Source organism: Pseudomonas sp. A (assembly GCF_056270345.1).
Window position 1 is genome coordinate 5573138 of record NZ_CM149873.1, and the last position, 23149, is coordinate 5596286.

The window sequence follows — 23149 nt, forward strand, 5'->3', positions numbered from 1 at the left end:
TTGGCTCAGGTGCGCTCAGCCCAGGCTGCGCTGCTGAAGAATTTCATGGTTACCGCGTGAATGCTGCCGTTGGCGATCCACGGATTGAGGTGAGCATAGATCGCCTGCTGACGCTTGACCGGGCTCTGGCCGGCCAGCTCGTCGCTGATCACGTTCAACTGGAAGTTGCAGCCTTCGCCTTCAACTTCGACCCGGGTTCCCGGCAATTTCTCTTCCAGAAAGCTTTTGACTTCTACGGCCTGCATGCTCAACCTCGATCGGCGCCCAACGCGCGCGGGTCGGCCATCATACAAAAAAGCCCCTCGCCTGCGAAGCCCATGACAAGGCGCGCTGACCGAGGGGCCTTTCCCGAACGGCAGGGCATCAGCCTGCCAACACTTCATCGAGGTCATAGACCCCGGCAATTTCCCGCATATCCTCGGGGATACCGCGCAGTTCCCAGGTCTTGCCGGCCGCCTGGGCATCGCGCATGAAGCCCAGCAACAACGACAGGCCGACACTGCTCGACTTCACCACCGCGGTGCAGTCGAGCACCAGGCGCTGCTCGCGGCACGCCGCGACCAACGCCTTGCCCTGCTTGCGCAGGGCCGGACCGCTGCGGTAGTCCAGCACGCCGGCCAGGGCGAGGACGCCCGGCTCGGCCATGCTCACGGCGGCGTCGCTCATTTGACTTCCTTATCCGGCGAAGTATCGGCGGTCGCCTTGGCCTTGGCCACTTCGCCAGCCCAGCCGTCGATGGTCTTGTCCAGGTTGTTGCCGTTGCGCTGCATGGCGTCCTGGAACTGGTCGCGGAACAGCTTGCCGATGTTGATGCCATTGACGATGACGTTACGCACCTTCCACTCGCCATCGAGCTTCTGCATGGTGTACTGCACCGGATAGACCGCGCCGTTGGTGCCGGTGATCTTCATGCCGACGCTGGTGCGGTCGCCGTCCTCGGCCTTGGCCGGGTCTACGGTGATGCCCTGGTTGTTGTACTCCAGCAGGGCGTTGCCGTAGAACTGCATCAGGCTGCGCTTGAAGTTCTCCTGGAAGCGCTGCATCTGCTCGGGCGTCGCCTTGCGCGAGTACTTGACGGTCATGATGCTCTTGGAGATGCCGTCGGCATCGACCACCGGGCCGAGATTGCTGTTGAGCGCGTTGTAGAACGCCTCGGGGTTGGCCTTGTACTGCTCCTTGTTGGCCTTCAGGTCGCTGAGCAGCTGCGTGGTGGTGCCCTGGATCACATCACGGGCGGATTGCCCCGGCGCCGCCAGGGCCAGCAGGGGGAAGGCCGCCAGCAGAACCAGCAGGCCACGTCGCAGGATCGAAATCATGGAAACTCCTTAATTAGCCGGTTGCGCTTCTTTCGGTTCCTTGCCCACCGAGTTGAGCAGGAACTTGCCGATCAGGTCTTCCAGCACCAGCGCCGACTGGGTGTCGTGGATGGTGCTGCCGTCCTTGAGTACCGCGTCCTCGCCGCCCACGCTGATGCCGATGTACTTCTCGCCCAGGAGGCCGGCGGTCAGGATCGAGGCAGTGGAGTCGGTCGGCAGGTTGTCGACATGCTTGTCCAGCTGCAGCGTGACCCGACCGGTGTAGGAATCGCGGTCCAGATCGATGGCCGTGACCTTGCCGATGGTCACACCGGCCATGGTCACTTTAGCTCTGACCGTCAAACCGGCGATATTGTCGAAGTACGCATAAACTTTGTACGTGTCGCTGCTCGGGCTGGCCGACAGCCCGCTGACACGCAGGGCCAGCAGCAGCAGCGCCAGGATCCCGGCCAGGAGGAACAGGCCGACACCGATTTCCAGGGTGCGGTTTTGCATCAGAAATCTCCAAACATCAAGGCGGTCAGAATAAAGTCCAGACCCAGGACTGCCAACGAGGCATAGACCACGGTCTTGGTGGTGGCACGGCTGATCCCTTCTGAAGTGGGCTCACAGTCGTACCCCTGGAATACGGCGATCCAGGTGACGACGAAGGCGAACACCAGGCTCTTGATCAGCCCGTTGATCACGTCGTCGCTGAACGAAACGCTGTTCTGCATGTTGGCCCAGAACGAACCCTCATAGACGCCCAGCCAGTCCACGGCGACCCACGAGCCGCCCCAGATGCCGACCACGCTGAAAATCAGCGCCAGTAGCGGCAGCGAGATGAAGCCGGCCCACAGGCGCGGGGCGACGATGTACTTGAGCGGGTCGACGCCGATCATCTCCAGGCTCGACAGTTGCTCGGTGGACTTCATGTTGCCGATCTCGGCGGTCAGCGCGGAGCCCGCGCGGCCGGCGAACAGCAAACCGGTGACCACCGGCCCCAGCTCGCGCAGCAGGGTCAGGGCGACCATCTGCCCCACGGCCTGCTCCGAGCCGTACCTGGCGAGGATGCTGTAGCCCTGCAGGGCTAGCACCATGCCGATGAACACGCCGGACACGACGATGATCGCCAGCGACAGCACGCCCACCGAATACAGTTGCTTGACCAGCAGCTGGAAGCCACCGATGCCGCTGCGCCCGCCCAGCGAATGGCCGAGGAACAGGCACGAGCGTCCCAGCACGGCCAGCACATCGATGGCCGAACGGCCGAACAGACGGATACGTTCGAGTAAGGATTTTCTGCGCATCAACGCGTCCCCAGCAGATCGGCGCGGTAGTCAGGCGCAGGGAAGTGGAAGGGTACCGGGCCGTCCGGGTCGCCTTTCATGAACTGGCGGATGCGCGGATTGTCCGAGCCCATCAGTTCGTCCGGCGTGCCCTGCCCCAGCACCTGGCCGTCGCCGACCACATAGATGTAGTCGGCGATGCTCGCGGTTTCCGCGAGATCGTGGGACACCACGATGCTGGTGATGCCCAGGGCATCGTTGAGCAGGCGGATCAGGCGCACCAGCACGCCCATGGCGATCGGGTCCTGGCCGACGAACGGTTCATCGTACATGAGGATCTGCGGGTCGAGGGCGATCGCCCGGGCCAGCGCCACGCGACGCTTCATGCCGCCGGACAGCTCGTCGGGCATCAGGTCGATGGCGCCGCGCAGGCCCACGGCCTGCAGCTTCATCAGCACGATGTCACGGATCATCTCGTCCGACAGCTGCGTATGCACCCGCAGCGGGAAGGCCACGTTCTCGAACACATCCAGGTCGGTGAACAGCGCGCCGCTCTGGAACAGCACGCCCATCTGCTTGCGCGCGTCGAACAGGTCGCTGCGCGACAACGCGGGCAGGTTCTGCCCGTTGACCCAGACCTCGCCACCGGACGGGCGCAACTGCGCGCCCATCAGGCGCAGCAAGGTGGTCTTGCCGCACCCCGAAGGCCCCATGATGCCGGTGACCTTGCCGCGGGGAATGCGTATGTCCACGTTGCTGAAAATGCTGCGCGAACCGCGCTTGAAGGTGACGCCCTTCAACTCGACCGCGTAGGCGCTATCCACACTCATCTAGACTCCTTGCTAGTGCAGCCTCGTCATGTGGACGCCTGCCTTCATCTTGAAGGCACACAGGTCCCCGGCGGGCCGAATAGCGGCGAACTATAGCACCGCTGATAGGCCCGCCCCAAGGGCGTCCCCGCACTCGTTCAGGGCACAGACAGGCTGGCGCGGCATCCATATGACATTCGAAGGATGAGCCTTTCACACATTGCGGCTATAATCGCCGCCTTTTCATCAGGCATTGCGTTTCGACATGACCCAATCCAGCGAGCTGATCCAATCCGCCCAGCGCACCCTGCGCCTCGAACTCGAGGCCGTGGAAGCCCTGCTGGCCCGCATCGACGGTGACTTCGTCAAGGCCTGCGAACTGATCCTGGCCAGCAAGGGACGGGTCGTGGTGGTGGGCATGGGCAAGTCGGGGCACATCGGCAACAAGATCGCCGCCACCCTGGCCAGCACCGGCACTCCGGCGTTCTTCGTGCACCCGGCCGAAGCCAGCCATGGCGACATGGGCATGATCACCCGGGACGATGTCATTCTTGCCCTGTCCAACTCCGGCAGCACCGCCGAGATCGTCACCCTGCTGCCACTGATCAAGCGCCTGGGCATCCAGCTGATCAGCCTGACCGGCAACCCCGACTCGCCCCTGGCCCAGGCCGCCGAGGTCAACCTCGACGCCAGCGTCGCCCAGGAAGCCTGTCCGCTCAACCTGGCGCCGACCTCCTCCACCACTGCGGCGCTGGCGCTGGGCGACGCCCTGGCCATCGCCCTGCTGGAGGCCCGCGGCTTCACCGCCGAGGATTTCGCCTTCTCCCACCCCGGTGGCGCACTGGGCCGCCGCCTGTTGCTGAAGGTCGAGAACGTCATGCATGCCGGCGAAGAACTCCCGGTGGTCAAGAGCGGCACCCTGCTCAAGGACGCGCTGCTTGAAATGTCTCGCAAAGGTCTGGGCATGACCGTGGTCCTGGGTGACGACGGCAAGCTTGCCGGCGTATTCACCGACGGCGACCTGCGCCGCAGCCTGGACCGCAACATCGACGTGCACAAGACCCTCATCGACGAGGTCATGACCGTGCACGGCAAGACCGCCCGCGCCGAGATGCTCGCCGCCGAGGCACTGAAGATCATGGAAGACCACAAGATCAGCGCGCTGGTGGTGGTCGATCAGGAAGACCGCCCGACCGGCGCCCTGAACATGCACGACCTGCTGCGCGCCGGAGTGATGTAAATGAACCAGGACCTGATGCAACGCGCCAAGGCCATCAAGCTGGCGGTGTTCGACGTCGACGGCGTGCTCACCGACGGCCGCCTGTATTTCCTCGAGGACGGCAGCGAGTTCAAGACCTTCAACACCCTCGACGGCCACGGCATCAAGATGCTCATGGCCGCGGGCGTGACCACCGCGATCATCAGCGGGCGCAAGACCCCGGTGGTCGAGCGCCGGGCGAAGAACCTCGGCATCCCGCACCTGTTCCAGGGCCGCGAGGACAAACTGGTGGTGCTCGACGGCCTGCTCGCCGAACTCAATCTAAGCTATGAACAGGTCGCCTACCTCGGCGACGACCTGCCCGACCTGCCGGTGATCCGCCGCGTGGGCCTGGGCATGGCGGTGCACAACGCCGCGGCATTCGTTCGCCAGCACGCCCACGGCGTCACCCTGGCTCGCGGCGGCGAAGGCGCCGCCCGCGAGTTCTGCGAACTGATCATGCAGGCCCAGGGCACCCTGGACGCTGCCAACGCCCATTACCTGTAAGGCTGCCCATGCTCAGCAAGAAGATCAGAAATGTCGCGCTGCTAGGCGGGATCGCCGCCGTGCTGGTTGCGGTAGGCTATTGGAACATCAGCCCGGAGACCTTCCTCGACCAGCCGCAGGCTCAGGTCGACCAGAGTGCCATCGACTACTACGCGATCAACGCCCACAGCCTGCAGTTCTTGCCCGACGGCAAGCTGCAGTACGAGATGACCGCCGCCAAGGTCGAGCACCTCAAGGCCAGCGAGGTCACCCTGGTAACCACGCCCGACCTGCACATGTACCGCGGCACCGAGTACCCCTGGCACGTGCAGAGCAAGCGCGCCGAGGTCAACCCGGACGGCACCGAGGTCGAACTGATCGACGATGTGCGCGTGGCGCGCACCGACGACAAGCAACGTGAAACCATCATCACCAGCACACGCATGACCGTGTTCCCGCAGAAGCAATATGCGCAGACCGAGCAAGCCGTTAGAATCGACGGCGCCGGTGGCACGACTACGGGCAAAGGAATGAAAGCGTATTTGAAAGAAGGCAGGATGGACCTGCTCTCTAACGTAAGAGGACAGTATGAGGCTCGTTAAAACCATCCCCCTTCTGCTCAGCCTGGGCGTAGCACTGGGAAGCGCGAGCGCCTTCGCCCTGCCGAACGACCGTGACCAGCCGATCCGCATCCAGGCGGACAACGCCCACCTGGACGACAAGCAGGGCGTTGCCACCTACACCGGCGACGTGATCATCACCCAAGGTTCGATGATGATCAAAGGCAACACCGTGACCATGACCCGCTCCGCCTCCGGCGACATCGACGTGGTCACCTCGGTGGGCAACCTGGCCTACTTCGAGCAGCAGCAGAGCGCCGCCAAGCCCGACAAGATGAAAGGCTGGGCCGTGACCATCCAATACCAGGCGCAGAAAGACACGGTGATCCTTACCGACCGCGCCAAGGTCGAGAACGAAGGCAACACCACCGAAGGCGAGAAGATCGTCTACAACACCAAGACCCAGGTGGCTACCGCCGGTCGCGGTGGCAACGTGACTGCACCACGTCAGCGCATCGACATGGTCATTCAACCGAAGAAAAAGGCCGAGTAAATGGCAACCCTCAAAGCCCAGCACCTGGCCAAGAGCTACAAGGGCAGGCAGGTCGTTCGCGACGTCAGCCTGTCCATCGACAGCGGCCAGATCGTCGGCCTGCTCGGCCCCAACGGCGCCGGCAAGACCACCTGTTTCTACATGATCGTCGGCCTGGTCCAGGCCGACCAGGGTCGCGTGCTGATCGACAGCCTCGACGTCAGCCACCAGCCCATGCACGGCCGCGCCCAGGCCGGTATCGGCTACCTGCCGCAGGAAGCCTCGATCTTCCGCAAGCTGTCGGTGGCCGACAACATCATGGCCATCCTCGAGACCCGCAAGGACCTCGACCGCGACGGCCGGCGCAAGGAGCTGGAAAGCCTGCTGCAGGAATTCCACATCAGCCACATCCGCGACAACCTCGGCATGAGCCTCTCCGGCGGTGAACGCCGCCGCGTCGAGATCGCCCGCGCCCTGGCCACCGCGCCCAAGTTCATCCTGCTGGACGAACCCTTTGCCGGTGTCGACCCGATCTCCGTGGGCGACATCAAGCAGATCATCCACCACCTCAAGAACAAGGGCATCGGCGTACTGATCACCGACCACAACGTTCGCGAGACCCTGGACATCTGCGAGACCGCCTACATCGTCAACGATGGCCAGCTGATCGCCGAAGGCGACGCCGAGACCATCCTGGCCAACCAGCTGGTCAAGGAAGTGTACCTGGGGCACGAGTTCCGACTCTGACCCCGGCCTGCCCGGAGCACTGGCGCAAGCGCCTGTTCGAGGCTTAAGTTGTTACAGTGCTCTAGGCAAACGCTGCAATTTCAGGCATACAACTTGCTTAAAATCGGCGCCCAGGCGCCCTCCGTGTAGTGGATGGCGCATGCGCGCCGGCAACAAGGTATCAAGCCCCAGCCATGAAACCATCGCTCGTCCTAAAAATGGGCCAGCAACTGACGATGACCCCGCAGTTGCAACAGGCCATCCGTCTGCTTCAGCTCTCCACCCTGGACCTCCAGCAGGAAATCCAGGAAGCGCTGGAGTCCAATCCGATGCTCGAACGTCAGGAAGACGGCGAGGACTTCGACAACAGCGATCCGATGGCGGACAACGCCGAGAACAAGCCGACCGCCGAAGTCCAGGACAACAGTTTCCAGGAAACCAGTACCAGCAGCACCGCGGAAAACCTCGAAGACGGCGAATGGGCCGAGCGCATCCCCAACGAACTGCCGGTCGACACCGCCTGGGAAGACATCTACCAGACCAGCGCCAGCAGCCTGCCGAGCAACGATGACGACGAGTGGGACTTCACCACCCGCACCTCGGTCGGCGAGAGTCTGCAGAGCCACCTGCTGTGGCAGCTCAACCTGGCGCCGATGTCCGACACCGACCGCCTGATCGCCGTTACCCTGATCGACAGCATCAACAGCCAGGGCTACCTGGAAGACACCCTCGAGGAGATCTGCGCAGGCTTCGATCCGGAGCTCGACATCGAGCTGGACGAGGTCGAGGCGGTGCTGCACCGCATCCAGCAGTTCGAACCTGCCGGCATTGGCGCCCGTTCCCTGGGCGAATGCCTGCTGCTGCAACTGCGCCAGCTGCCGGCCTCGACACCGTGGATGAGTGAGGCCCAGCGCTTGGTCACCGACTTCATCGATCTGCTCGGCAGCCGCGACTACAGCCAGCTGATGCGCCGCATGAAGCTCAAGGAAGACGAACTGCGCCAGGTCATCGAACTGGTGCAGACCCTCAACCCGCGCCCCGGCTCGCAGATCGAGTCCAGCGAGCCCGAGTACGTCGTGCCTGACGTCATCGTGCGCAAGGACAGCGAGCGCTGGCTGGTCGAGCTCAACCAGGAAGCGGTACCGCGCCTGCGGGTCAACCCGCAGTACGCCGGCTTCGTCCGCCGCGCCGACACCAGCGCCGACAACACCTTCATGCGCAACCAGTTGCAGGAAGCGCGCTGGTTCATCAAGAGCCTGCAGAGCCGCAACGAGACGCTGATGAAGGTGGCGACGCAGATCGTCGAGCACCAGCGCGGCTTCCTCGACCACGGCGACGAGGCCATGAAGCCGCTGGTGCTGCACGATATCGCCGAGGCGGTGGGCATGCACGAGTCGACCATTTCCCGGGTGACCACGCAAAAATACATGCACACCCCGCGCGGCATCTACGAACTGAAATACTTTTTCTCCAGCCACGTGAGCACCGCCGAAGGCGGCGAATGCTCGTCCACGGCGATCCGCGCGATCATCAAGAAACTGGTGGCGGCGGAAAATCAGAAAAAGCCATTGAGTGACAGCAAGATCGCTGGTTTACTGGAGGCACAAGGCATCCAGGTAGCCCGTCGCACCGTCGCCAAGTACCGCGAATCGTTGGGCATCGCCCCGTCGAGCGAGCGCAAGCGACTGATGTAGCCCCGGGATGTGCCACAGCGTTTCAGTGGCAGGTGCAATACCTGCCTCTTTATGCACGGGCAACAAAGGAGAAGCTGTATGCAAGTCAACATCAGTGGACAGCATGTAGAAGTCACCCAACCACTGCGCGATTACGTGCTCGAAAAGCTCGCCCGCGTGGAGGGTCATTTCGACAAGATCACCAATGCGACGGTGATCATGAAGGTCGAGAAGCTGCAGCAGAAGGTGGAAGCCACACTCCAGATTCCCGGTGGCGAAGTCGTCGCCAACGCCGAACATCAAGACATGTATGCGGCGATCGACGCCCTGGCAGACAAACTTGATCGCCAACTGAAAAAACACAAGGAAAAACAGCAAAGCCTGCTGCAAGGCGCAGCCGCCCGCTGATCCCCCTCATCCATGATCCGACTTGAAACCATCCTGACCCCCGGCCGTTCCCTCGTGAACGTGCCGGGCGGCAGTAAAAAGCGCGCCCTGGAAAAGGTCGCCAACCTGATCGCCGAGCAAGTACCCGAGCTGGAGATGCAAGACGTCTTCGACAAGCTCATCGCTCGGGAAAAGCTGGGCTCCACCGGTTTTGGCAATGGCATCGCCATTCCCCACTGCCGGCTTGTGGGCTGCACCGCGCCAGTGAGCGCCCTGCTGCACCTGGATGCCCCCATCGATTACGATGCCATCGATGGCGCCCCGGTCGACCTGCTGTTCGTCCTGCTGGTCCCGGAAGCCGCCACCGATGCCCACCTTGAACTGCTGCGCCAGATCGCAAGCATGCTCGATCGCAAGGAGGTCCGCGATCGCCTGCGTGCCGCCGACAGCAGCGAGACCCTTTACCAGGTCGTCCTGGACGTACAGAACGAGCACTGAACATGCGCCTGATCATCGTCAGCGGCCGCTCCGGCTCCGGCAAGAGTACCGCCCTAGACGTGCTGGAAGACAACGGCTACTACTGCATCGACAACCTGCCTGCCGGGTTGTTGCCGCAGTTGGCGGAAAACGCGCTGATCAACACCGAGTTGCTGCAACCGAAGGTCGCGGTATCCATCGATGCGCGCAACCTCCCCAGCCACCTGTCGCGCTTCCCCGAACTGCTGGATGAGGCACGTTCGCGGCATATCCAGTGCGACGTGCTGTACCTGGACGCCGACGAAGACACCCTGCTCAAGCGCTTCTCGGAAACCCGCCGCCGCCATCCGCTGACCAACGACAGCCGCTCGCTGGCCGAGGCGATCCGCGTGGAAAGCGAGCTGCTCGGGCCGATCGCCGACCTCGCCGACCTGAAGATCGACACCACCAATCTGAACCTCTACCAGCTGCGCGATTCGATCAAGCTGCGCCTGCTCAACCAGCCCGAGCCAGGCACCGCGTTCCTGGTCGAGTCGTTCGGCTTCAAGCGCGGCATGCCGGTGGACGCCGATGTGGTGTTCGATGTGCGCTGCCTGCCCAATCCATACTGGAAGCCGGAACTTCGCGAGCATTCCGGCCTCGAACAGCCGGTGATCGATTACCTGGCCGCCCAGCCGGACGTCGAGGAAATGTTCCAGGACATCTCCGGTTACCTGCTCAAGTGGCTGCCGCGCTTCGCCGCCAGCAACCGCGCCTATGTCACCATCGCCATCGGCTGTACCGGCGGCCACCACCGCTCGGTGTACATCACTGAACGGCTTGGCCAACTGCTCCAGCAATCCCTGAAAAACGTCCAGGTCCGCCACCGCGACCTATAGCCCACAGGATCCGCCCCACGATGCCCGCCCGCGAAATCACCATCATCAACAAGCTGGGCCTGCATGCGCGGGCGGCCGCCAAGTTCGTCGGCGTGGCCGGTCGCTTCCCTTGCCAGGTACGGGTCGGTCGCGCGCCGGACAAGCTGGTGGACGGCAAGAGCATCATGGCGGTGATGATGCTCGCCGCGGGCAAGGGCACGCCGGTGCACCTGCACACCGAGGGCGAGCAGGACGGTGAGGCCATGGATGCACTGGTCGCGTTGATCAACAATTTCTTCGACGAAGGCGAGTAAGCGCCGCTAGCGACTGCGCACGCTTCGTGTAGGAGCGGCCTTGTGCCGCGAAAGGGCTGCGTAGCAGCCCCGGCAATGCAGCAATGTTGCTGAAAACCAGGGGCTGCCATGCAGCCCTTTCGCGGCACAAGGCCGCTCCTACAGGGACCGTGCCGGGCTCAGGACAGCGCCGTGTCCATCACCATCATCAGGCAGAACCCGACACACAGCCCCAGGCTCGCCAGGCGGTGATGCCCGTTGCTGCGCGATTCGGGAATGATCTCCTGGGTCACCACCAGCAGCATTGCCCCCGCCGCGCAGGCCAGGCCCAGCGGCAGCAGCAGTTCGGCGATGTTCACCAGCCAGGCGCAGATCACCGCGGCCAGTGGCTCGACCAGCCCGGACGCCGCGCCGATCAGGAACGCCTTGAACCGCGACATGCCCGCCCCAGCCAGCACCAGGGCGATCACCAGGCCCTCCGGCACATCCTGCAGCGCGATGCCCATGGCCAGACTGTCGGCATCGGGCATGCCACCGCCGGCGGACACGCCGATGGCCATGCCTTCGGGAATGTTGTGGGCAATGATGGCGATGACAAACAACCAGATCCGTGCAGCGATCACCGGTTGCTGATCGCTGCCGACCAGGGCCTCTGGCGAAGCGCCGGAGACCTTGAGATCGACCAGGAACAGGCACAACGCGCCGAACAGCAGGCCGCTGCTGATCACCCCACCGGCGCCCCATGGGCTGAAGCCGATGGATTGGGCCGCATCCAGCCCGGGAATGATCAGCGAGAACGCGGTGGCCGCCAGCATCACCCCGGCGCCGAAGCCGAGCAAGGTGTCGGCCACGGCCACCGGCATGTTGCGGATCACCAATACCGGTACCGCGCCCAACGCCGTCCCCAGCGCGCACAATGCGCCGCCCTCAAGGGCACGCAACATGCGCGGTTCCAGGTCCAGCCAGGCGATGCCCCGCGCCACCAGCAACGCGGTGCCGACCAGCAACAGCAAGGTCCCAAGCGCCAGGCGGAACAGGCGCACACTGCTGACAGACATCACCTCGGAGCGCATACCGGTCAGACTCGTTTCAGGGCTTCAAGGTAGCGACGTTCCACTTCGGCCCAGTCGACCACGTTGTAGAAGGCGCCAATGTATTCCGGACGACGGTTCTGGTACTTCAGGTAGTAGGCGTGCTCCCACACGTCCAGACCGAGGATCGGCGTGTTGCCGTGCATCAGCGGGCTGTCCTGGTTGCCGCTGCTCTCAACTACCAGAGTGTTCTGCGGGGTGACGCTCAACCAGGCCCAGCCGCTGCCGAAGCGGGTCAGCGCGGCCTTGGTAAAGGCCTCCTTGAACGCCTCGAAGCCGCCAAGCTGCGCGTCGATGGCCCTGGCCACCTGCCCTGCCGGCTGGCCGCCGCCCTTGGGCGACATGACGGTCCAGAACAGGGTGTGGTTGGCATGCCCACCGCCCTGGTTGATCACCGCGCCCTGGAGCTTCTCGGGCAGTTGCTTGACCGCGCCCACCAGTTGTTCCACCGGCCATTCGGCCCACTCGGTGCCCTCGATGGCGCCGTTGAGGTTGTTGATGTAGGTCTGGTGATGCTTACTGTGGTGGATCTCCATGGTCTGGGTGTCGATGTGCGGTTCCAGCGCATCGTAGGCATAGGGCAACGCAGGCAAGGTATGCGGCATGTCAGTGGATTCCGTAGGCAGGTGTGCGATCAGTGATATCCGTATGCGCGACCAGCTCGCTGGCCACCGGGGCCTGTCGGCTGAGCAGGCGCTCGGTACGCGGGTATTGGCCGTATTCGGCGATGAAACTCAGCAACTCGGTGTAGGTGCGCCCGCTGTGGCGCAACGCGGCGTCGCGCAGGGCCTGGGGCAGGCGCTGATCCTGGCTGGCCTGGAGCAGCCGCTGGTGTGCCGCGCACAGGTAGTCGGCGCTTTCGTGCGGCTGGTTCAGGCGCAAGTGCAGATCGGCCAGGTTGTGATGGGCGATGACCAGTGCGGCCACCGCCTCGTCGACGTCATGCCAGCGCTCAAACAGCACCTGGGCCAGGGCCAGGGCTTGCAGGTAGTGTTCCCGGGCATCGACCAACTCGCCCTGCTCGAACAGGCGGTTGGCGTCTTGCGTGGTGCGTTTCCAGTGCTGCATGACGTGTCTCCTGGGCGGCCCGGGCTCAGATGCCGCCGGCGGTGAGTTTTTCCGGATCCAGCAGCGCCTCGAGCTGATCACGCGACAGGTCGGAGTGCTCCAGCGCCACGTCGATGATCGGGCGGCCCTCTTTGTAGGCGGTCTTGGCGATCTCGGCGGCCTTGAGGTAGCCGATGATCGGGTTCAACGCGGTAACCAGGATCGGGTTGCGCGACAGCGCTTCCTTGAGCTTGGTTTCGTTGACCTTGAAGCTGGCGATGGCCTTGTCGGCCAGCAGGCGGCTGACGTTGGCCATCAGCTCGATGCTTTCCAGCAGGTTGCGGGCAATCACCGGCAGCATCACGTTGAGCTCGAAGTTGCCCGACTGCCCGGCCACGGCGATGGTGGCATCGTTGCCGATCACCTGGGCGGCGACCATGGCGGTGGCTTCCGGGATCACCGGATTGACTTTGCCCGGCATGATCGATGAGCCCGGCTGCAGGCCCTGCAGCTCGATTTCACCGAGGCCGGCGAGCGGGCCCGAGTTCATCCAGCGCAGGTCGTTGGCGATCTTCATCAGCGCCACGGCGGCGGTCTTGAGCTGCCCGGACAAGGCCACGGCGGTGTCCTGGGAGCCGATCAGGGCGAACAGGTTCTCGCCAGGAGTGAATTCGACCTGGGTCAGGCCGCTCAACTGGCGGGCAAAGCCTGCGGCGAACTGCGGATGGGCGTTGATGCCGGTGCCCACGGCGGTGCCGCCCTGGGCCAGCGCCTGCAGGCTCGGCAGCGTGGCTTCGATATGCGCCTGGGCGCCCTTGACCTGCGCGGCCCAGCCGCCGAGCACCTGGCTCATGCGCACCGGCATGGCGTCCATCAGGTGGGTTCGGCCGGTCTTCACATGCTTGTGTACTTCGAGCGCCTTGGCCTCGATCACCTGGGTGAGGTGGCGCAGGGCCGGCAGCAGCTGCTCGTGCAGGGCCAGGGCGGCGCTGACATGGATGGTGGTGGGGATGATGTCGTTGCTGCTCTGGCCACAGTTGACGTGGTCGTTGGCATTGACCGGCTCGCCCAGCACGCGACTGGCCAGGGTGGCGATGACCTCGTTGGCGTTCATGTTCGAGCTGGTGCCGGAACCGGTCTGGAACACATCCACCGGGAAATGCTGGATAAAGTCGCCGGCCAGCAGTTGCTCGACCGCCTTGACGATGGCCTCGCCCTGCCCCGCGCTCAGCTGGGACAGCTCGACGTTGGCCTTGGCCGCCGCCGCCTTGGCCAGCAACAGGGCGCGGATGAACTGGGCCGGCATCGGCTTGCCGCTGACCGGGAAGTTGTCGACCGCGCGCTGGGTCTGGGCACCGTACAGGGCCTGGGCCGGCACCTGCAGTTCGCCCATGCTGTCACGCTCGATACGGGTATCACTCATCTTCAAGTCCTTGCATCAGTTCTTCGGGAGAAATCGACGGCAGCAGCACGCTGTTGGCGAGCTGCATCGCGTAGGGCTGCCAGCGCAGGTTTTGTTCGCGGCGATCAAGGTTGCGCAGGTCGAGCAAGGGCCGCCAGGCCTGGTCCAGGCACAGGCAGCGCCAATGCCACGGCAGCATGCGATCGTTGGCGGTATCCAGCAGCAGGCGGAAGGCGGTCAGCGCCACGGTCCAGGGCGAGGTTTCGGTGCAGCACACCAGGTAGCGCCCTTCGGCCAGGTAATGCTCGATCAGACGCGGCTCGTCGGGTTCGAGCGCGCAGCGGATGCGCCGGCTGAGCCAGCGCCAGTTTTCCAGGTAGGGCAGTTCGTGGAGGACGGGTTTCATGAACATCATCGCCGGGTTGCTGGATAATGATATTCATTATTATGTGAGAAATAGAATCAGTTCAAGCTAGACGATGGGCAAAAGAAACCCGGCGCGATGGCCGGGTCCTTTGCAAGGCATGAGCAGGGCAGCGTGGGAGCGAGCTTGCCTCGCGATTGCAGGTAAGAATATCGCGGGGCAAGCCCGCTCCCACGCTCCCCTACTCCCCTGCTGATGACAGAGCGCCGATCAGCTGCCAGCCAGCGTCATCCGCTCGATCAGCACCGAGCCACTGTGGATATTGCTGCGGGTCTCGATATCGCTGCCGATCGCCACGATCTGCTGGAACATGTCCTTCATGTTGCCGGCGATGGTCACTTCCTGGACCGGGAACTGGATCTCGCCGTTTTCGACCCAGAAGCCCGCAGCGCCACGGGAATAGTCACCGGTCACCATGTTCAGGCCATGCCCCATCAGCTCGGTTACCAGCAGGCCGCGGCCCATGCGGCGAATCAGTGCCGCCTGGTCCTCCACGCCATGGCTGACGTACAGGTTGTGCACGCCCCCGGCGTTGGCGGTGCTCGGCAGGCTCAGCTTGCGCCCGGAATAGGTGCCGAGGATGTAGGACACCAGCTCGCCCTTGTCGACGAACGGCTTGGCGTAGGTGGCCAGGCCGTCGCCGTCGAATGCCGCGCTGCCCAGCGCGCGCGGGATGTGCGGCCGCTCGTCGAGGGTCAGCCAGGTGGGGAACAGGCGCTGGCCGAGGGTGCCTTCGAGGAACGACGACTTGCGGTACAGGTTGCCGCCGGAAATCGCCGACAGGAAGCTGCCGAACAGGCCGCCGGCAAGCTCCGCCGAGAACAGTACCGGCACCTCGCAGGTCGGCACCGGACGCGCGCCGAGGCGGCTGGCGGCGCGTTGCGCGGCGCGCTGGCCGATGCTGCGCGGGTCGGCCAGCAGGTTGCCCTGGCGATTGACGTCGTACCAGTAGTCACGCTGCATCTGCCCGTCGGCCTCGGCGATCATCACGCAGCTCAGGCTGTGCCGGGTGGACGCGTAGCCGCCGATGAAGCCGTGGCTGTTGCCATAGACCCGCACGCCCTGGTGGGTATTGAGGGTGGTGCCATCGGCGTTGAGGATGCGCTTGTCGGCGTCGAACGCCGCCGCCTCGCAGGCCAGCGCCATCTCGATGGCCTTCTCCGGCTCGATGTCCCAGTCGTGGTACAGGTCAAGGTCAGGGATCTCGCGGGCCATCAGGGCGGCATCGGCCAGCCCCGAACACGCGTCCTCGGAGGTGTGCTTGGCGATTGCCAGGGCTGCCGCGACGGTCTCGCGGATCGCCTCAGGACCACTGGCCGAGGTGCTGGCCGAACCCTTGCGCTGGCCAACGTAGAGGGTGATGCCGAAGCCCTGGTCGCGGTTGAACTCGACCGTCTCGACTTCGCGCTGACGCACCGTGGTGGACAGGCCCTGCTCCAGCGACACCGCCACTTCGCAGGCGCTGGCGCCCTGACGGCGCGCCTCGGCGACGATCGCCTCGACCTGTTCCTGCAACGCCGGCAGGTCCTTGGGGCCTACGCTCTGGACTGCACTCATGGTTCTCTCCACTGAAAATTCTGCGTACGGCTTGGGTCATTCTACGACCGGGCCGGACAAGCGGCCCCCGACTGGTTATCATGGCGGCGATTTCCTGCGGACTGCCCCCATGGTTGATTCTTACGACGACGCCTTCGATGGCGAAAAAAGCAAAACCCAGATCAAGCGCGAGCTGCATGCGCTGGTCGAGCTCGGTGAGCGCCTCACCACCCTCAAGGCCGACACCCTGGCCCGCCTGCCGTTGACCGACGAGCTGCGCAAGGCGCTGGCCGAGGCCTGCAAGCACGTTGCACACGGTGCCCGCAAACGCCACATGTCGTTCGTCGGCAAGCTGATGCGCGACCAGGACCTGGACGCCATTCATGCCGTGCTCGATCAGATCGACAGCTCCAGCCGCCAGTACAACGAGCGCTTCCACGGCCTCGAGCGCTGGCGCGACCGCCTGATCGACGGTAACGACGAGGACCTCGAACGCTTCGTCAACGAGTTTCCCGACACCGATCGCCAGCACCTGCGCTCGCTGATCCGTCATGCCCAGCACGAGAAGGCGCGGAACAAGCCGCCTGCGGCTGCGCGTAAAGTGTTCAAGTACATCCGCGACCTCGACGAGGTCCAGCGCGGTCTGCGTTAAACCCAGAACCGGTTCGCCCTCACAGGTAAGCATGGTTGGCTGGCACAACGATGCCCCTGTGGGAGCGGGTTCACCCGCGAACACCGGCGCAGCCGGTGCCATACACCGCGTCGCCTTCTTCGCGGGTAAACCCGCTCCCACAGGGTTCGGCGTCAAGCGCCGGTACCGCCCACAGTGATCGCATCCAGCTTCAGCGTCGGCTGGCCAACGCCTACCGGCACCGACTGCCCATCCTTGCCGCACGTGCCCACGCCGCTGTCCAGCGCCAGGTCGTTGCCGACCATCGAGACACCCCGCATCGCCTCCGGACCATTGCCGATCAAGGTCGCGCCCTTCACCGGCGCGGTGATCTTGCCGTCCTCGATCAGGTAGGCCTCGCTGGTGGAGAACACGAACTTGCCGCTAGTGATGTCCACCTGGCCACCGCCGAGGTTGGCGCAGTAGATGCCCTTCTTCACCGAGCGGATGATTTCCTCGGGGTCGCTGTCGCCGGCGCGCATGTAGGTGTTGGTCATGCGCGGCATCGGCAGGTGGGCGTAGGATTCACGCCGGCCGTTGCCGGTCACCGCCATGCCCATCAGGCGGGCGTTGAGCTTGTCCTGCATGTAGCCCTTGAGGATGCCGTTTTCGATCAGCGTGGTGCATTCGGTCGGGGTGCCTTCGTCGTCGATGCTGAGCGAGCCGCGACGACCCTCCAGGGTACCGTCGTCGACGATGGTGCACAGTTTAGAGGCCACTTGCTCGCCGATACGCCCACTGAACGCCGAACTGCCCTTGCGGTTGAAGTCGCCTTCCAGGCCGTGACCGACTGCCTCGTGCAGCAGCACGCCGGACCAGCCCGGGCCAAGCACCACCGGCAGCGTGCCAGCCGGCGCCGGGATCGCCTCGAGGTTGACCAGGGCCTGGCGCAGCGCCTCGCGGGCATAGCCCATCACCCGCTCCTCGGTGAAGAAGCGGTAGTCGGTACGCCCGCCACCGCCCTGCCCGCCGCGCTCGCGACGGCCATTGTGCTCGACGATCACGCTGACATTGAAACGCACCAGCGGACGCACATCAGCGGCCAGGCTGCCATCGGCGGCGGCGACCAGGATCCGCTCCCAGACCCCGGCCATGCTTACGCTGACCTGCTGGATGCGCGGATCGAGGGCGCGGGTGGCGGCATCGACGCGCTTGAGCAGGTCGACCTTCTCGGCGCGGCTCAGCACATCCAGGGGGTTATCAGACGCGTACAGGGCGGTCACATCCTGGCTGCGGAACGCCTGCACCTTGCCGTCCTGCCCGGCGCGGGAAATCGAGCGGGCGGCGCGGGCCGCCGAGGTCAGGGCTTCGAGGTTGATCGCATTGCTGTAGGCGAAGCCGGTCTTCTCGCCGGACTGGGCGCGCACGCCCACGCCCTGGTCGAGGTTGAAGCTGCCCTCTTTGACGATGCCGTCCTCCAGCGCCCAGGTTTCCGAGATCTGACCCTGGAAATACAGGTCGGCGGCATCGATGCCGGGGCCGGCCAGCTCGCCCAGCACCGTCTGCAGACTGTCGAGGGTCAGACCGCCCGGGGCCAGGAGCTGCTCGCTGACGGTGGATAAAATCTCGCTCATAGTCACTCCGAGGTGTGCGCAGGCCGCAAGGCGTCCTGCGAGAAAAAGCGCCGGTGCGTGACCACCGGCATGCGCGCCCGGATGGACGCCTGTTCTTCACTGTCGCGCGTGGCGAGCAATACCGCTTCGCCCCGCGCCTGTTGCGCGACGATCCGCCCCCAGGGGTCGACGATCGCCGCCTGGCCGTGGGTTTCCCGCGGCCCTGGATGCACGCCGCCCTGGGCGGCCGCCAATACATAGCACTGGGTCTCGATGGCCCGTGCGCGAATCAGTACTTCCCAATGCGCCGCTCCGGTCACCGCGGTGAACGCCGCCGGCGCGCTGATCAGCTCGGCCCCGGCGGCGCGCAAGGCGCTGTACAGCTCGGGGAAGCGCAGGTCGTAGCACACCGACAGGCCCAGGCGGCCAACGGGTGTGTCAGCCACCACCACCTGGCTGCCGTGGGCGTAGTCGTCCGACTCGCGGTAGCGGCCACGGTTGTCGGCCACGTCCACATCGAACAGGTGCAGCTTGTCGTAGCGGGCGGCGATCTCGCCGTGCTCATCGACCAGCAACGAGCAGGCGTGGGCCTTGGCATGCGGCTGGCCGACCGGCGGCAGCGGCAAGGTACCCGCGACTATCCATAACCTGAGGTCGCGGGCAGTGCGTTTCAACCAGGGCAGGATTGGCCCCTCGCCCAGCGCCTCGGCCCGACCGATGGCCGCGGCATCGCGTCGGCCCATGGCGGCGAAGTTCTCCGGCAGCACCGCCAGGCGCGCGCCACCGGCGGCGGCCTGTTCGAGCAGTGCCGTGGCACGTTGCAGGTTGGCCAGCACATCGTCCTGGCTGACCATCTGGATCACAGCTGACGTCATGACCACCCCGGGTTATTTGTCGAAAGGTTTCACAAAGGTGATTTTAGGCTCTTTGACCGGACCTTCGACGCGATAGTGCACACTGGCGAAACGCGCGACCCGGTCACCGATCAGGCGGTCGACCAGGAACAACGCGCCGCCGATCGCCGGCGCGCCGACGATCAGCGCGGCCAGCGGCAGGTTGTTGGTCACCGGCAGCGTCACCAGCAGCTTGGCATCGACCCGGTCACGAACGAAGTCCATGGTGCCGTCGAGCTCGAAGTTGCTCGACGGCCCGGTGACGGTGATCGGCTCACGGGTCACGTAGACCCCTTCGCTGGCCACCAGCAGGCCCTTGACCCGGTCATAGGCCAGGCCCTTGCTGAACAGGTCGGAGAAGTCCAGGCGCAGGCGCCGGCCGATGGAGTTGAAGTTGAGCAGCCCGAACACCCGCAAGGCCTGGGCGCTGCCCTCGACCTCGACGAACTGGCCGCTGCGCAGGGCCGCGTCGAGGCTGCCGGAATAACGGTTGAGGCTGACCCAGGCTGGCGAACCCGGCCAGCGGCCGTCCACGTCCATGCGGAAGTCGCGGCTGGTGACGGTGGGCGCGAAGCCCCAGGCCTTGAGCACATCGCCCAGGTTCTTGCCGTCCAGCCGCCCCTTGTACCAGCTCGAACTGCTGCCCGGCTCGCCTTCCCAGCCACCGCTGCCATCAATGTGCAGCCCCTTGAGGTCCAGGTCGACATCGCTCATGGCCATGCCTTTGGCGGTCTGGCGCAGTTTCAGGTTGACACTGCCGAACAGGTCGTCGCCGCGGTACAGCTTGTCGATGGTCAGGTCCAGCGGCGGCACCTTGCGCGGGTCGACCCCGACCAATGGGTCCGGCGCGTTCTCGTCCTGGGCTTCATCCGGGTCGGCCGGCGGCAGGCGCAGGCTCTGCAGGCGGACGGTCATGGGCGTGGCCTTGGCATCGGGAATACGGGCGTTGCCGATGATTTCCTGGCTGTCCAGGCGCAGGTCCCAGGCCGGGCCGCCGCGCATCAGGCGGATCACCGCCTGGTTGAGGTCCATGCCGAAGGCCTTGAGCTGGCCGATGCTCAGGTCCACGCTCTGCAGGTTCTGCCGGGCGCTGCCACCCGGATCCTTGCCGGCCAAGCGCTCCATCTGCTGCTGCCAGGGTGCCAGGTCCAAGGCCTCGAGCCGGCCACGCACGCGCAGGCCCTGGCCGCTTGGGAGGCTGGCTTCGCCCGTGCCCAACAGCAGCTCGCCACGCCCCTGGGCCAGCTTGTCGGCCGGCGCGGCGTAGGCGAAGCGGGCAAGGTCTGTGTAGCTGGCATCGATGCGCCGCTCGGGGCCTTGCAGGGTCAGGCCGAAACGACTGTCGCGGGTTTCCCCGGCAGCCTTGCCGAAAGGCGCCGGCAAGTCGATGGCCAATCCTTTGAGCGAAGAACTGACGCTCAAGCGGTTGTCGCGACTGCCGAGTGTCACCTGCAACTGATAGGGCAGCTCACCGGAGGCCGGCAGCGGTTGCTGGTACTGCAACCAGTCGGTCAGGGCCTTGAGGCCGACCTGGCCATTGGCGTTGATGCGGGTCTGAATCTGCCCACCCTGCCCTTCGGCGGTGATCTGCGCGGTCACCGGCTTGCCGAAGGCGTGCAGGCTGATGTCCTTGCCGCTCAGCCCTTTGTCGAAATCGAAGGTGAAGTCGCCTTTGAGCTGGGTCAGTTCCAGGCTGGGCGGCGCCACTTTCAGGGTCGCGTCGCGGGTCGCGAAGTCCACCAGCACCTTGGGCCGCTGCCCATGGGCCAGGGGTATATCGAGCTTGACCTTGCCCTCAAGCGGGCCTTCACCTTCCCAACCGGCGAAGATCTCGCCCGTACCGATGGGCGCTTCCTTGAGGATCTTCAGGCCATCGCCGAGGCTGCCGTCGAAGTCGCCATCGAGGAACAGGTGGCTGTGCTGATCGCCCTCGACATGGGGAATGTTGACGCTGACATCGCTGACCTGGGTATCCAGCAACAGCCCTTTGCGGGCCTGGATGCGCACGCCGGTGTCCTCGATGTAGACATTGCCGTCGACCTGCTGCACCTGCGGCCAGCCCGGCTGGAAATCCAGCGCGGCGTCGTGGACCTTGAAGAACAGGCTGATATCGCGGGCATGGGGCGGCGCGTTGTGATGCAGCGAGCCCTGGTACTGGAAGTAGCCCTCGTCGACATTGCCCTTGACGATGGCACTGCGCAGCCATTCGTCCAGGGCCGGGCTGAGCACCTCGGGCAGGTATTTGGCGGTGTAGCGACCGTCGCCCTCGGTAAGGCCGACGCGCAGGTCCATGTAGTCTTCGTGGCCCGGTTGCAGGTGGATGCGGATGAGGAAGTCCGCGGCGATCTTGCCCTCGTCGCCCAGCACCTTGATATAAGGGGCGACCAGGGTGAAGGCTTCCTTGTCCAGGGTCCAGGTCAGCCGTGCGTTGGCTTTCGGGTAATGCCAGGGTTTGCCGAAGATCGGATACAGATGCAGCATGAAGGCCTGGGTATCCAGGCGCAGCTCGCCGTGCCCGAGGTCACCGCTGATGGCGCCGCTGACGTTGCCGGCGGCCGGCGCCCCGTGATAGGCGTCGAAGCCGACTTTCTCCAGGTTGGCGGCGAACTGCAGGCGCTGGTCGCCCTCGGCCTTGGGGCGGATATCCAGGCGTACGTTGCGCAGGGCGCCGGTCACCTTGAGCGCGTCGACCACCGTCATCAGCTTGTCCGGCAACGGCGCCAAGGCGTCGATCACCGGAGTCAGCGGGGTCAGGTCGAGGCGATCGGCCTGCACCTGCCAGCTTTCCTCGGCCGGGCTCTGACCAGGGCGCTGTGCCAGTTGCAGATGGGACTCCCAACGGGTCTTGCCAAGGCTCATGGCCAGGGAGTCGACAACGACGTCGAAACCTTGGTCCTGGCGCTGGAACCAGGCCGACAGGGCCAGGTTGTCCAGGGTGATGGCCTTGCGTCCGGTGTAGGCGCCCTTGAGCTGCGGGGCGTTGAGGCGAACCATCGCCTGCTGCAACTGCCCCTTGTTCCAGTCGATCCAGAACTCGCCACCGGCGCGCAGGGTGGCGGTCTGCCACTGGCCCAGCAGCTGCGGCGGCAGCCAGCGCGCCCAATCGCTTTGCGGCAGGCTCAGGTAGGCCTGCACGCGACCGTCGCGCCAGGCCTTGGCGGTGGCGCGGCTGTTCAGGCTCAGGGCCAGGGGCTGGCCATCGGGCAGCGTGGCGCGCAGGTCGACGCTCTGGCGCGACGCGCCGGCCTGCAATCCCAGGCTGACATAGGTGAGGGTCAGCGGGTCACGCTGCCAGGGATGCAGGGTGACCTGGCTGTCGAACACATCGATCCGCCCCAGTTGGCGCAGGCGCTTGAGCGCATCGGCTGGGTCGAGCGGCGCATCATCCTTCTGCGGCAGGCCTTCGAGGGTCCAGGCACCCTGCTCGCTCTCGCGCAGGATCAGTTGCAAACCACTGAGCTGGATGCGCGCCAGGCGCACTTCGCGGGCCTTGAGGCTGGCCCACAGGTCGGGCACCAGCTTGACGTCGTCCAGGCGCAAGGCCGCCTTGCCTTCGCCCAGCTGCAAGTCGCGTACGCGCAACACCGGCGCCAGGCCACTCCAGCGCCCCTCCAGGGCACCGACGTGCACGGGCATGCCCAAGGCCTGTTCGGCCTTGAGTTCAGCGTCGGCTCGGTATTCGGCGACCAGGGGTACCAGTTGCCGACCGAGGCTGACATACAGCGCCACCAGCACCGCCAGCAGGGCGCAGATTCCCAGCCCCCAGCGGGTCAAGGCGCCCAGAACGCGGGTCAGACGTTCCATGGCCATGGCCCTCCAAGTCGTCCCTTAACTATGGCCGGTGAATAGCGCTTTGCCAGCCCGTCCATGGGGCGACCGCCATTAGCGCGG

The 23149-nt window shown here is 65.0% G+C and carries 26 protein-coding genes; 11 read left to right on the forward strand and 15 right to left on the reverse strand.

Going from position 1 to position 23149, the window contains the following annotated elements; genetic code table 11:
• Positions 1-5: 5 nt before the first annotated feature.
• From AC0MAZ_RS24825 to AC0MAZ_RS24850, 6 genes are all read right to left on the reverse strand, one after another.
• Positions 6-245, reverse strand: a complete 240-nt coding sequence (locus AC0MAZ_RS24825; RefSeq protein ID WP_028689666.1) for a BolA family protein — start codon at positions 243-245, stop codon at positions 6-8.
• A 118-nt stretch (positions 246-363) separates the two neighbouring features.
• Complete coding sequence (locus AC0MAZ_RS24830; protein WP_203650845.1) at positions 364-666, reverse strand: STAS domain-containing protein; 303 nt, start codon at positions 664-666, stop codon at positions 364-366.
• Positions 663-1316, reverse strand: coding sequence for an MlaC/ttg2D family ABC transporter substrate-binding protein (locus tag AC0MAZ_RS24835; RefSeq protein WP_234560381.1), 654 nt, complete (start codon positions 1314-1316; stop codon positions 663-665). The genes AC0MAZ_RS24830 and AC0MAZ_RS24835 overlap by 4 nt, the downstream gene beginning before the upstream one ends.
• 9 nt (positions 1317-1325) lie before the next feature.
• A complete protein-coding gene (gene mlaD / locus AC0MAZ_RS24840; RefSeq protein WP_028689663.1) occupies positions 1326-1811 on the reverse strand; it encodes an outer membrane lipid asymmetry maintenance protein MlaD in 486 nt (161 codons plus the stop codon).
• Positions 1811-2605 carry a lipid asymmetry maintenance ABC transporter permease subunit MlaE gene (mlaE, locus tag AC0MAZ_RS24845; protein ID WP_110735650.1) on the reverse strand — a complete coding sequence of 265 codons (795 nt, stop codon included), beginning with the start codon at positions 2603-2605 and terminating at the stop codon, positions 1811-1813. The genes mlaD and mlaE overlap by 1 nt, the downstream gene beginning before the upstream one ends.
• Positions 2605-3414 (reverse strand): ATP-binding cassette domain-containing protein, encoded by an 810-nt coding sequence (locus AC0MAZ_RS24850; RefSeq protein ID WP_028689661.1) that lies wholly within the window; start codon positions 3412-3414, stop codon positions 2605-2607. Before AC0MAZ_RS24850 ends, mlaE begins: the two co-directional genes overlap by 1 nt.
• Before the next feature lie 244 nt (positions 3415-3658).
• Between AC0MAZ_RS24850 and AC0MAZ_RS24855 the strand changes: the two genes are divergently transcribed.
• From AC0MAZ_RS24855 to AC0MAZ_RS24900, 10 genes are all read left to right on the forward strand, one after another.
• Positions 3659-4633: a KpsF/GutQ family sugar-phosphate isomerase gene (locus tag AC0MAZ_RS24855; RefSeq protein ID WP_203650841.1), complete on the forward strand. Its 975-nt coding sequence runs from the start codon at positions 3659-3661 to the stop codon at positions 4631-4633.
• Complete coding sequence (locus AC0MAZ_RS24860) at positions 4634-5158, forward strand: KdsC family phosphatase (protein WP_203650839.1); 525 nt, start codon at positions 4634-4636, stop codon at positions 5156-5158.
• Positions 5159-5166: 8 nt separating this feature from the next.
• On the forward strand, positions 5167-5739 hold the full coding sequence (gene lptC, locus AC0MAZ_RS24865) for an LPS export ABC transporter periplasmic protein LptC (RefSeq protein ID WP_203650837.1): 573 nt from the start codon (positions 5167-5169) through the stop codon (positions 5737-5739).
• Positions 5726-6250 carry a lipopolysaccharide transport periplasmic protein LptA gene (gene lptA, locus AC0MAZ_RS24870; RefSeq protein WP_203650835.1) on the forward strand — a complete coding sequence of 175 codons (525 nt, stop codon included), beginning with the start codon at positions 5726-5728 and terminating at the stop codon, positions 6248-6250. Before lptC ends, lptA begins: the two co-directional genes overlap by 14 nt.
• Entirely contained in the window at positions 6251-6976 is a 726-nt protein-coding gene (lptB, locus tag AC0MAZ_RS24875; protein WP_011532417.1) for an LPS export ABC transporter ATP-binding protein, read from the forward strand.
• 173 nt (positions 6977-7149) lie between these two features.
• Positions 7150-8649, forward strand: a complete 1500-nt coding sequence (locus AC0MAZ_RS24880) for an RNA polymerase factor sigma-54 (protein ID WP_203650827.1) — start codon at positions 7150-7152, stop codon at positions 8647-8649.
• Positions 8650-8727: 78 nt separating this feature from the next.
• Positions 8728-9036: a ribosome hibernation-promoting factor, HPF/YfiA family gene (gene hpf, locus AC0MAZ_RS24885; RefSeq protein WP_011532415.1), complete on the forward strand. Its 309-nt coding sequence runs from the start codon at positions 8728-8730 to the stop codon at positions 9034-9036.
• Between the two features lie 12 nt (positions 9037-9048).
• Entirely contained in the window at positions 9049-9513 is a 465-nt protein-coding gene (ptsN, locus tag AC0MAZ_RS24890; protein ID WP_330105485.1) for a PTS IIA-like nitrogen regulatory protein PtsN, read from the forward strand.
• Between the two features lie 2 nt (positions 9514-9515).
• Positions 9516-10370 (forward strand): RNase adapter RapZ, encoded by an 855-nt coding sequence (rapZ, locus tag AC0MAZ_RS24895; protein ID WP_203650823.1) that lies wholly within the window; start codon positions 9516-9518, stop codon positions 10368-10370.
• A 20-nt stretch (positions 10371-10390) separates the two neighbouring features.
• Complete coding sequence (locus tag AC0MAZ_RS24900) at positions 10391-10663, forward strand: HPr family phosphocarrier protein (RefSeq protein WP_203650821.1); 273 nt, start codon at positions 10391-10393, stop codon at positions 10661-10663.
• Positions 10664-10821: 158 nt separating this feature from the next.
• Here the strand turns inward: AC0MAZ_RS24900 and AC0MAZ_RS24905 are convergent, their stop codons facing one another.
• The 6 genes from AC0MAZ_RS24905 to pmbA form a co-directional block, all read right to left on the reverse strand.
• Positions 10822-11715, reverse strand: coding sequence for a ZIP family metal transporter (locus AC0MAZ_RS24905; RefSeq protein WP_232855987.1), 894 nt, complete (start codon positions 11713-11715; stop codon positions 10822-10824).
• Positions 11716-11720: 5 nt separating this feature from the next.
• Positions 11721-12338, reverse strand: coding sequence for a superoxide dismutase (locus AC0MAZ_RS24910; RefSeq protein ID WP_475859549.1), 618 nt, complete (start codon positions 12336-12338; stop codon positions 11721-11723).
• A 1-nt stretch (position 12339) separates the two neighbouring features.
• Entirely contained in the window at positions 12340-12801 is a 462-nt protein-coding gene (locus AC0MAZ_RS24915; RefSeq protein ID WP_203650815.1) for a hypothetical protein, read from the reverse strand.
• A 25-nt stretch (positions 12802-12826) separates the two neighbouring features.
• On the reverse strand, positions 12827-14203 hold the full coding sequence (locus tag AC0MAZ_RS24920; protein WP_475859551.1) for a class II fumarate hydratase: 1377 nt from the start codon (positions 14201-14203) through the stop codon (positions 12827-12829).
• Positions 14196-14597 carry a hypothetical protein gene (locus tag AC0MAZ_RS24925; RefSeq protein WP_062572905.1) on the reverse strand — a complete coding sequence of 134 codons (402 nt, stop codon included), beginning with the start codon at positions 14595-14597 and terminating at the stop codon, positions 14196-14198. The genes AC0MAZ_RS24920 and AC0MAZ_RS24925 overlap by 8 nt, the downstream gene beginning before the upstream one ends.
• Positions 14598-14816: 219 nt before the next feature.
• Positions 14817-16163, reverse strand: a complete 1347-nt coding sequence (gene pmbA / locus AC0MAZ_RS24930) for a metalloprotease PmbA (RefSeq protein WP_203650813.1) — start codon at positions 16161-16163, stop codon at positions 14817-14819.
• Between the two features lie 109 nt (positions 16164-16272).
• On the opposite strand from pmbA, the gene yjgA reads away from it, so the two are divergent.
• Positions 16273-16794 carry a ribosome biogenesis factor YjgA gene (yjgA, locus tag AC0MAZ_RS24935; protein WP_110735683.1) on the forward strand — a complete coding sequence of 174 codons (522 nt, stop codon included), beginning with the start codon at positions 16273-16275 and terminating at the stop codon, positions 16792-16794.
• Positions 16795-16946: 152 nt separating this feature from the next.
• Here yjgA and tldD read toward each other — a convergent pair whose 3' ends face one another.
• Genes tldD through AC0MAZ_RS24950 form a run of 3 tightly spaced genes read right to left on the reverse strand, consistent with a single transcriptional unit; the run spans position 16947 to position 23068 of the window.
• Entirely contained in the window at positions 16947-18386 is a 1440-nt protein-coding gene (tldD, locus tag AC0MAZ_RS24940) for a metalloprotease TldD (protein ID WP_475859553.1), read from the reverse strand.
• 2 nt (positions 18387-18388) lie between these two features.
• A complete protein-coding gene (locus AC0MAZ_RS24945) occupies positions 18389-19240 on the reverse strand; it encodes a carbon-nitrogen hydrolase family protein (RefSeq protein WP_203650800.1) in 852 nt (283 codons plus the stop codon).
• A gap of 12 nt (positions 19241-19252) precedes the next feature.
• On the reverse strand, positions 19253-23068 hold the full coding sequence (locus tag AC0MAZ_RS24950) for a YhdP family protein (protein ID WP_475859556.1): 3816 nt from the start codon (positions 23066-23068) through the stop codon (positions 19253-19255).
• Positions 23069-23149: the final 81 nt, after the last annotated feature.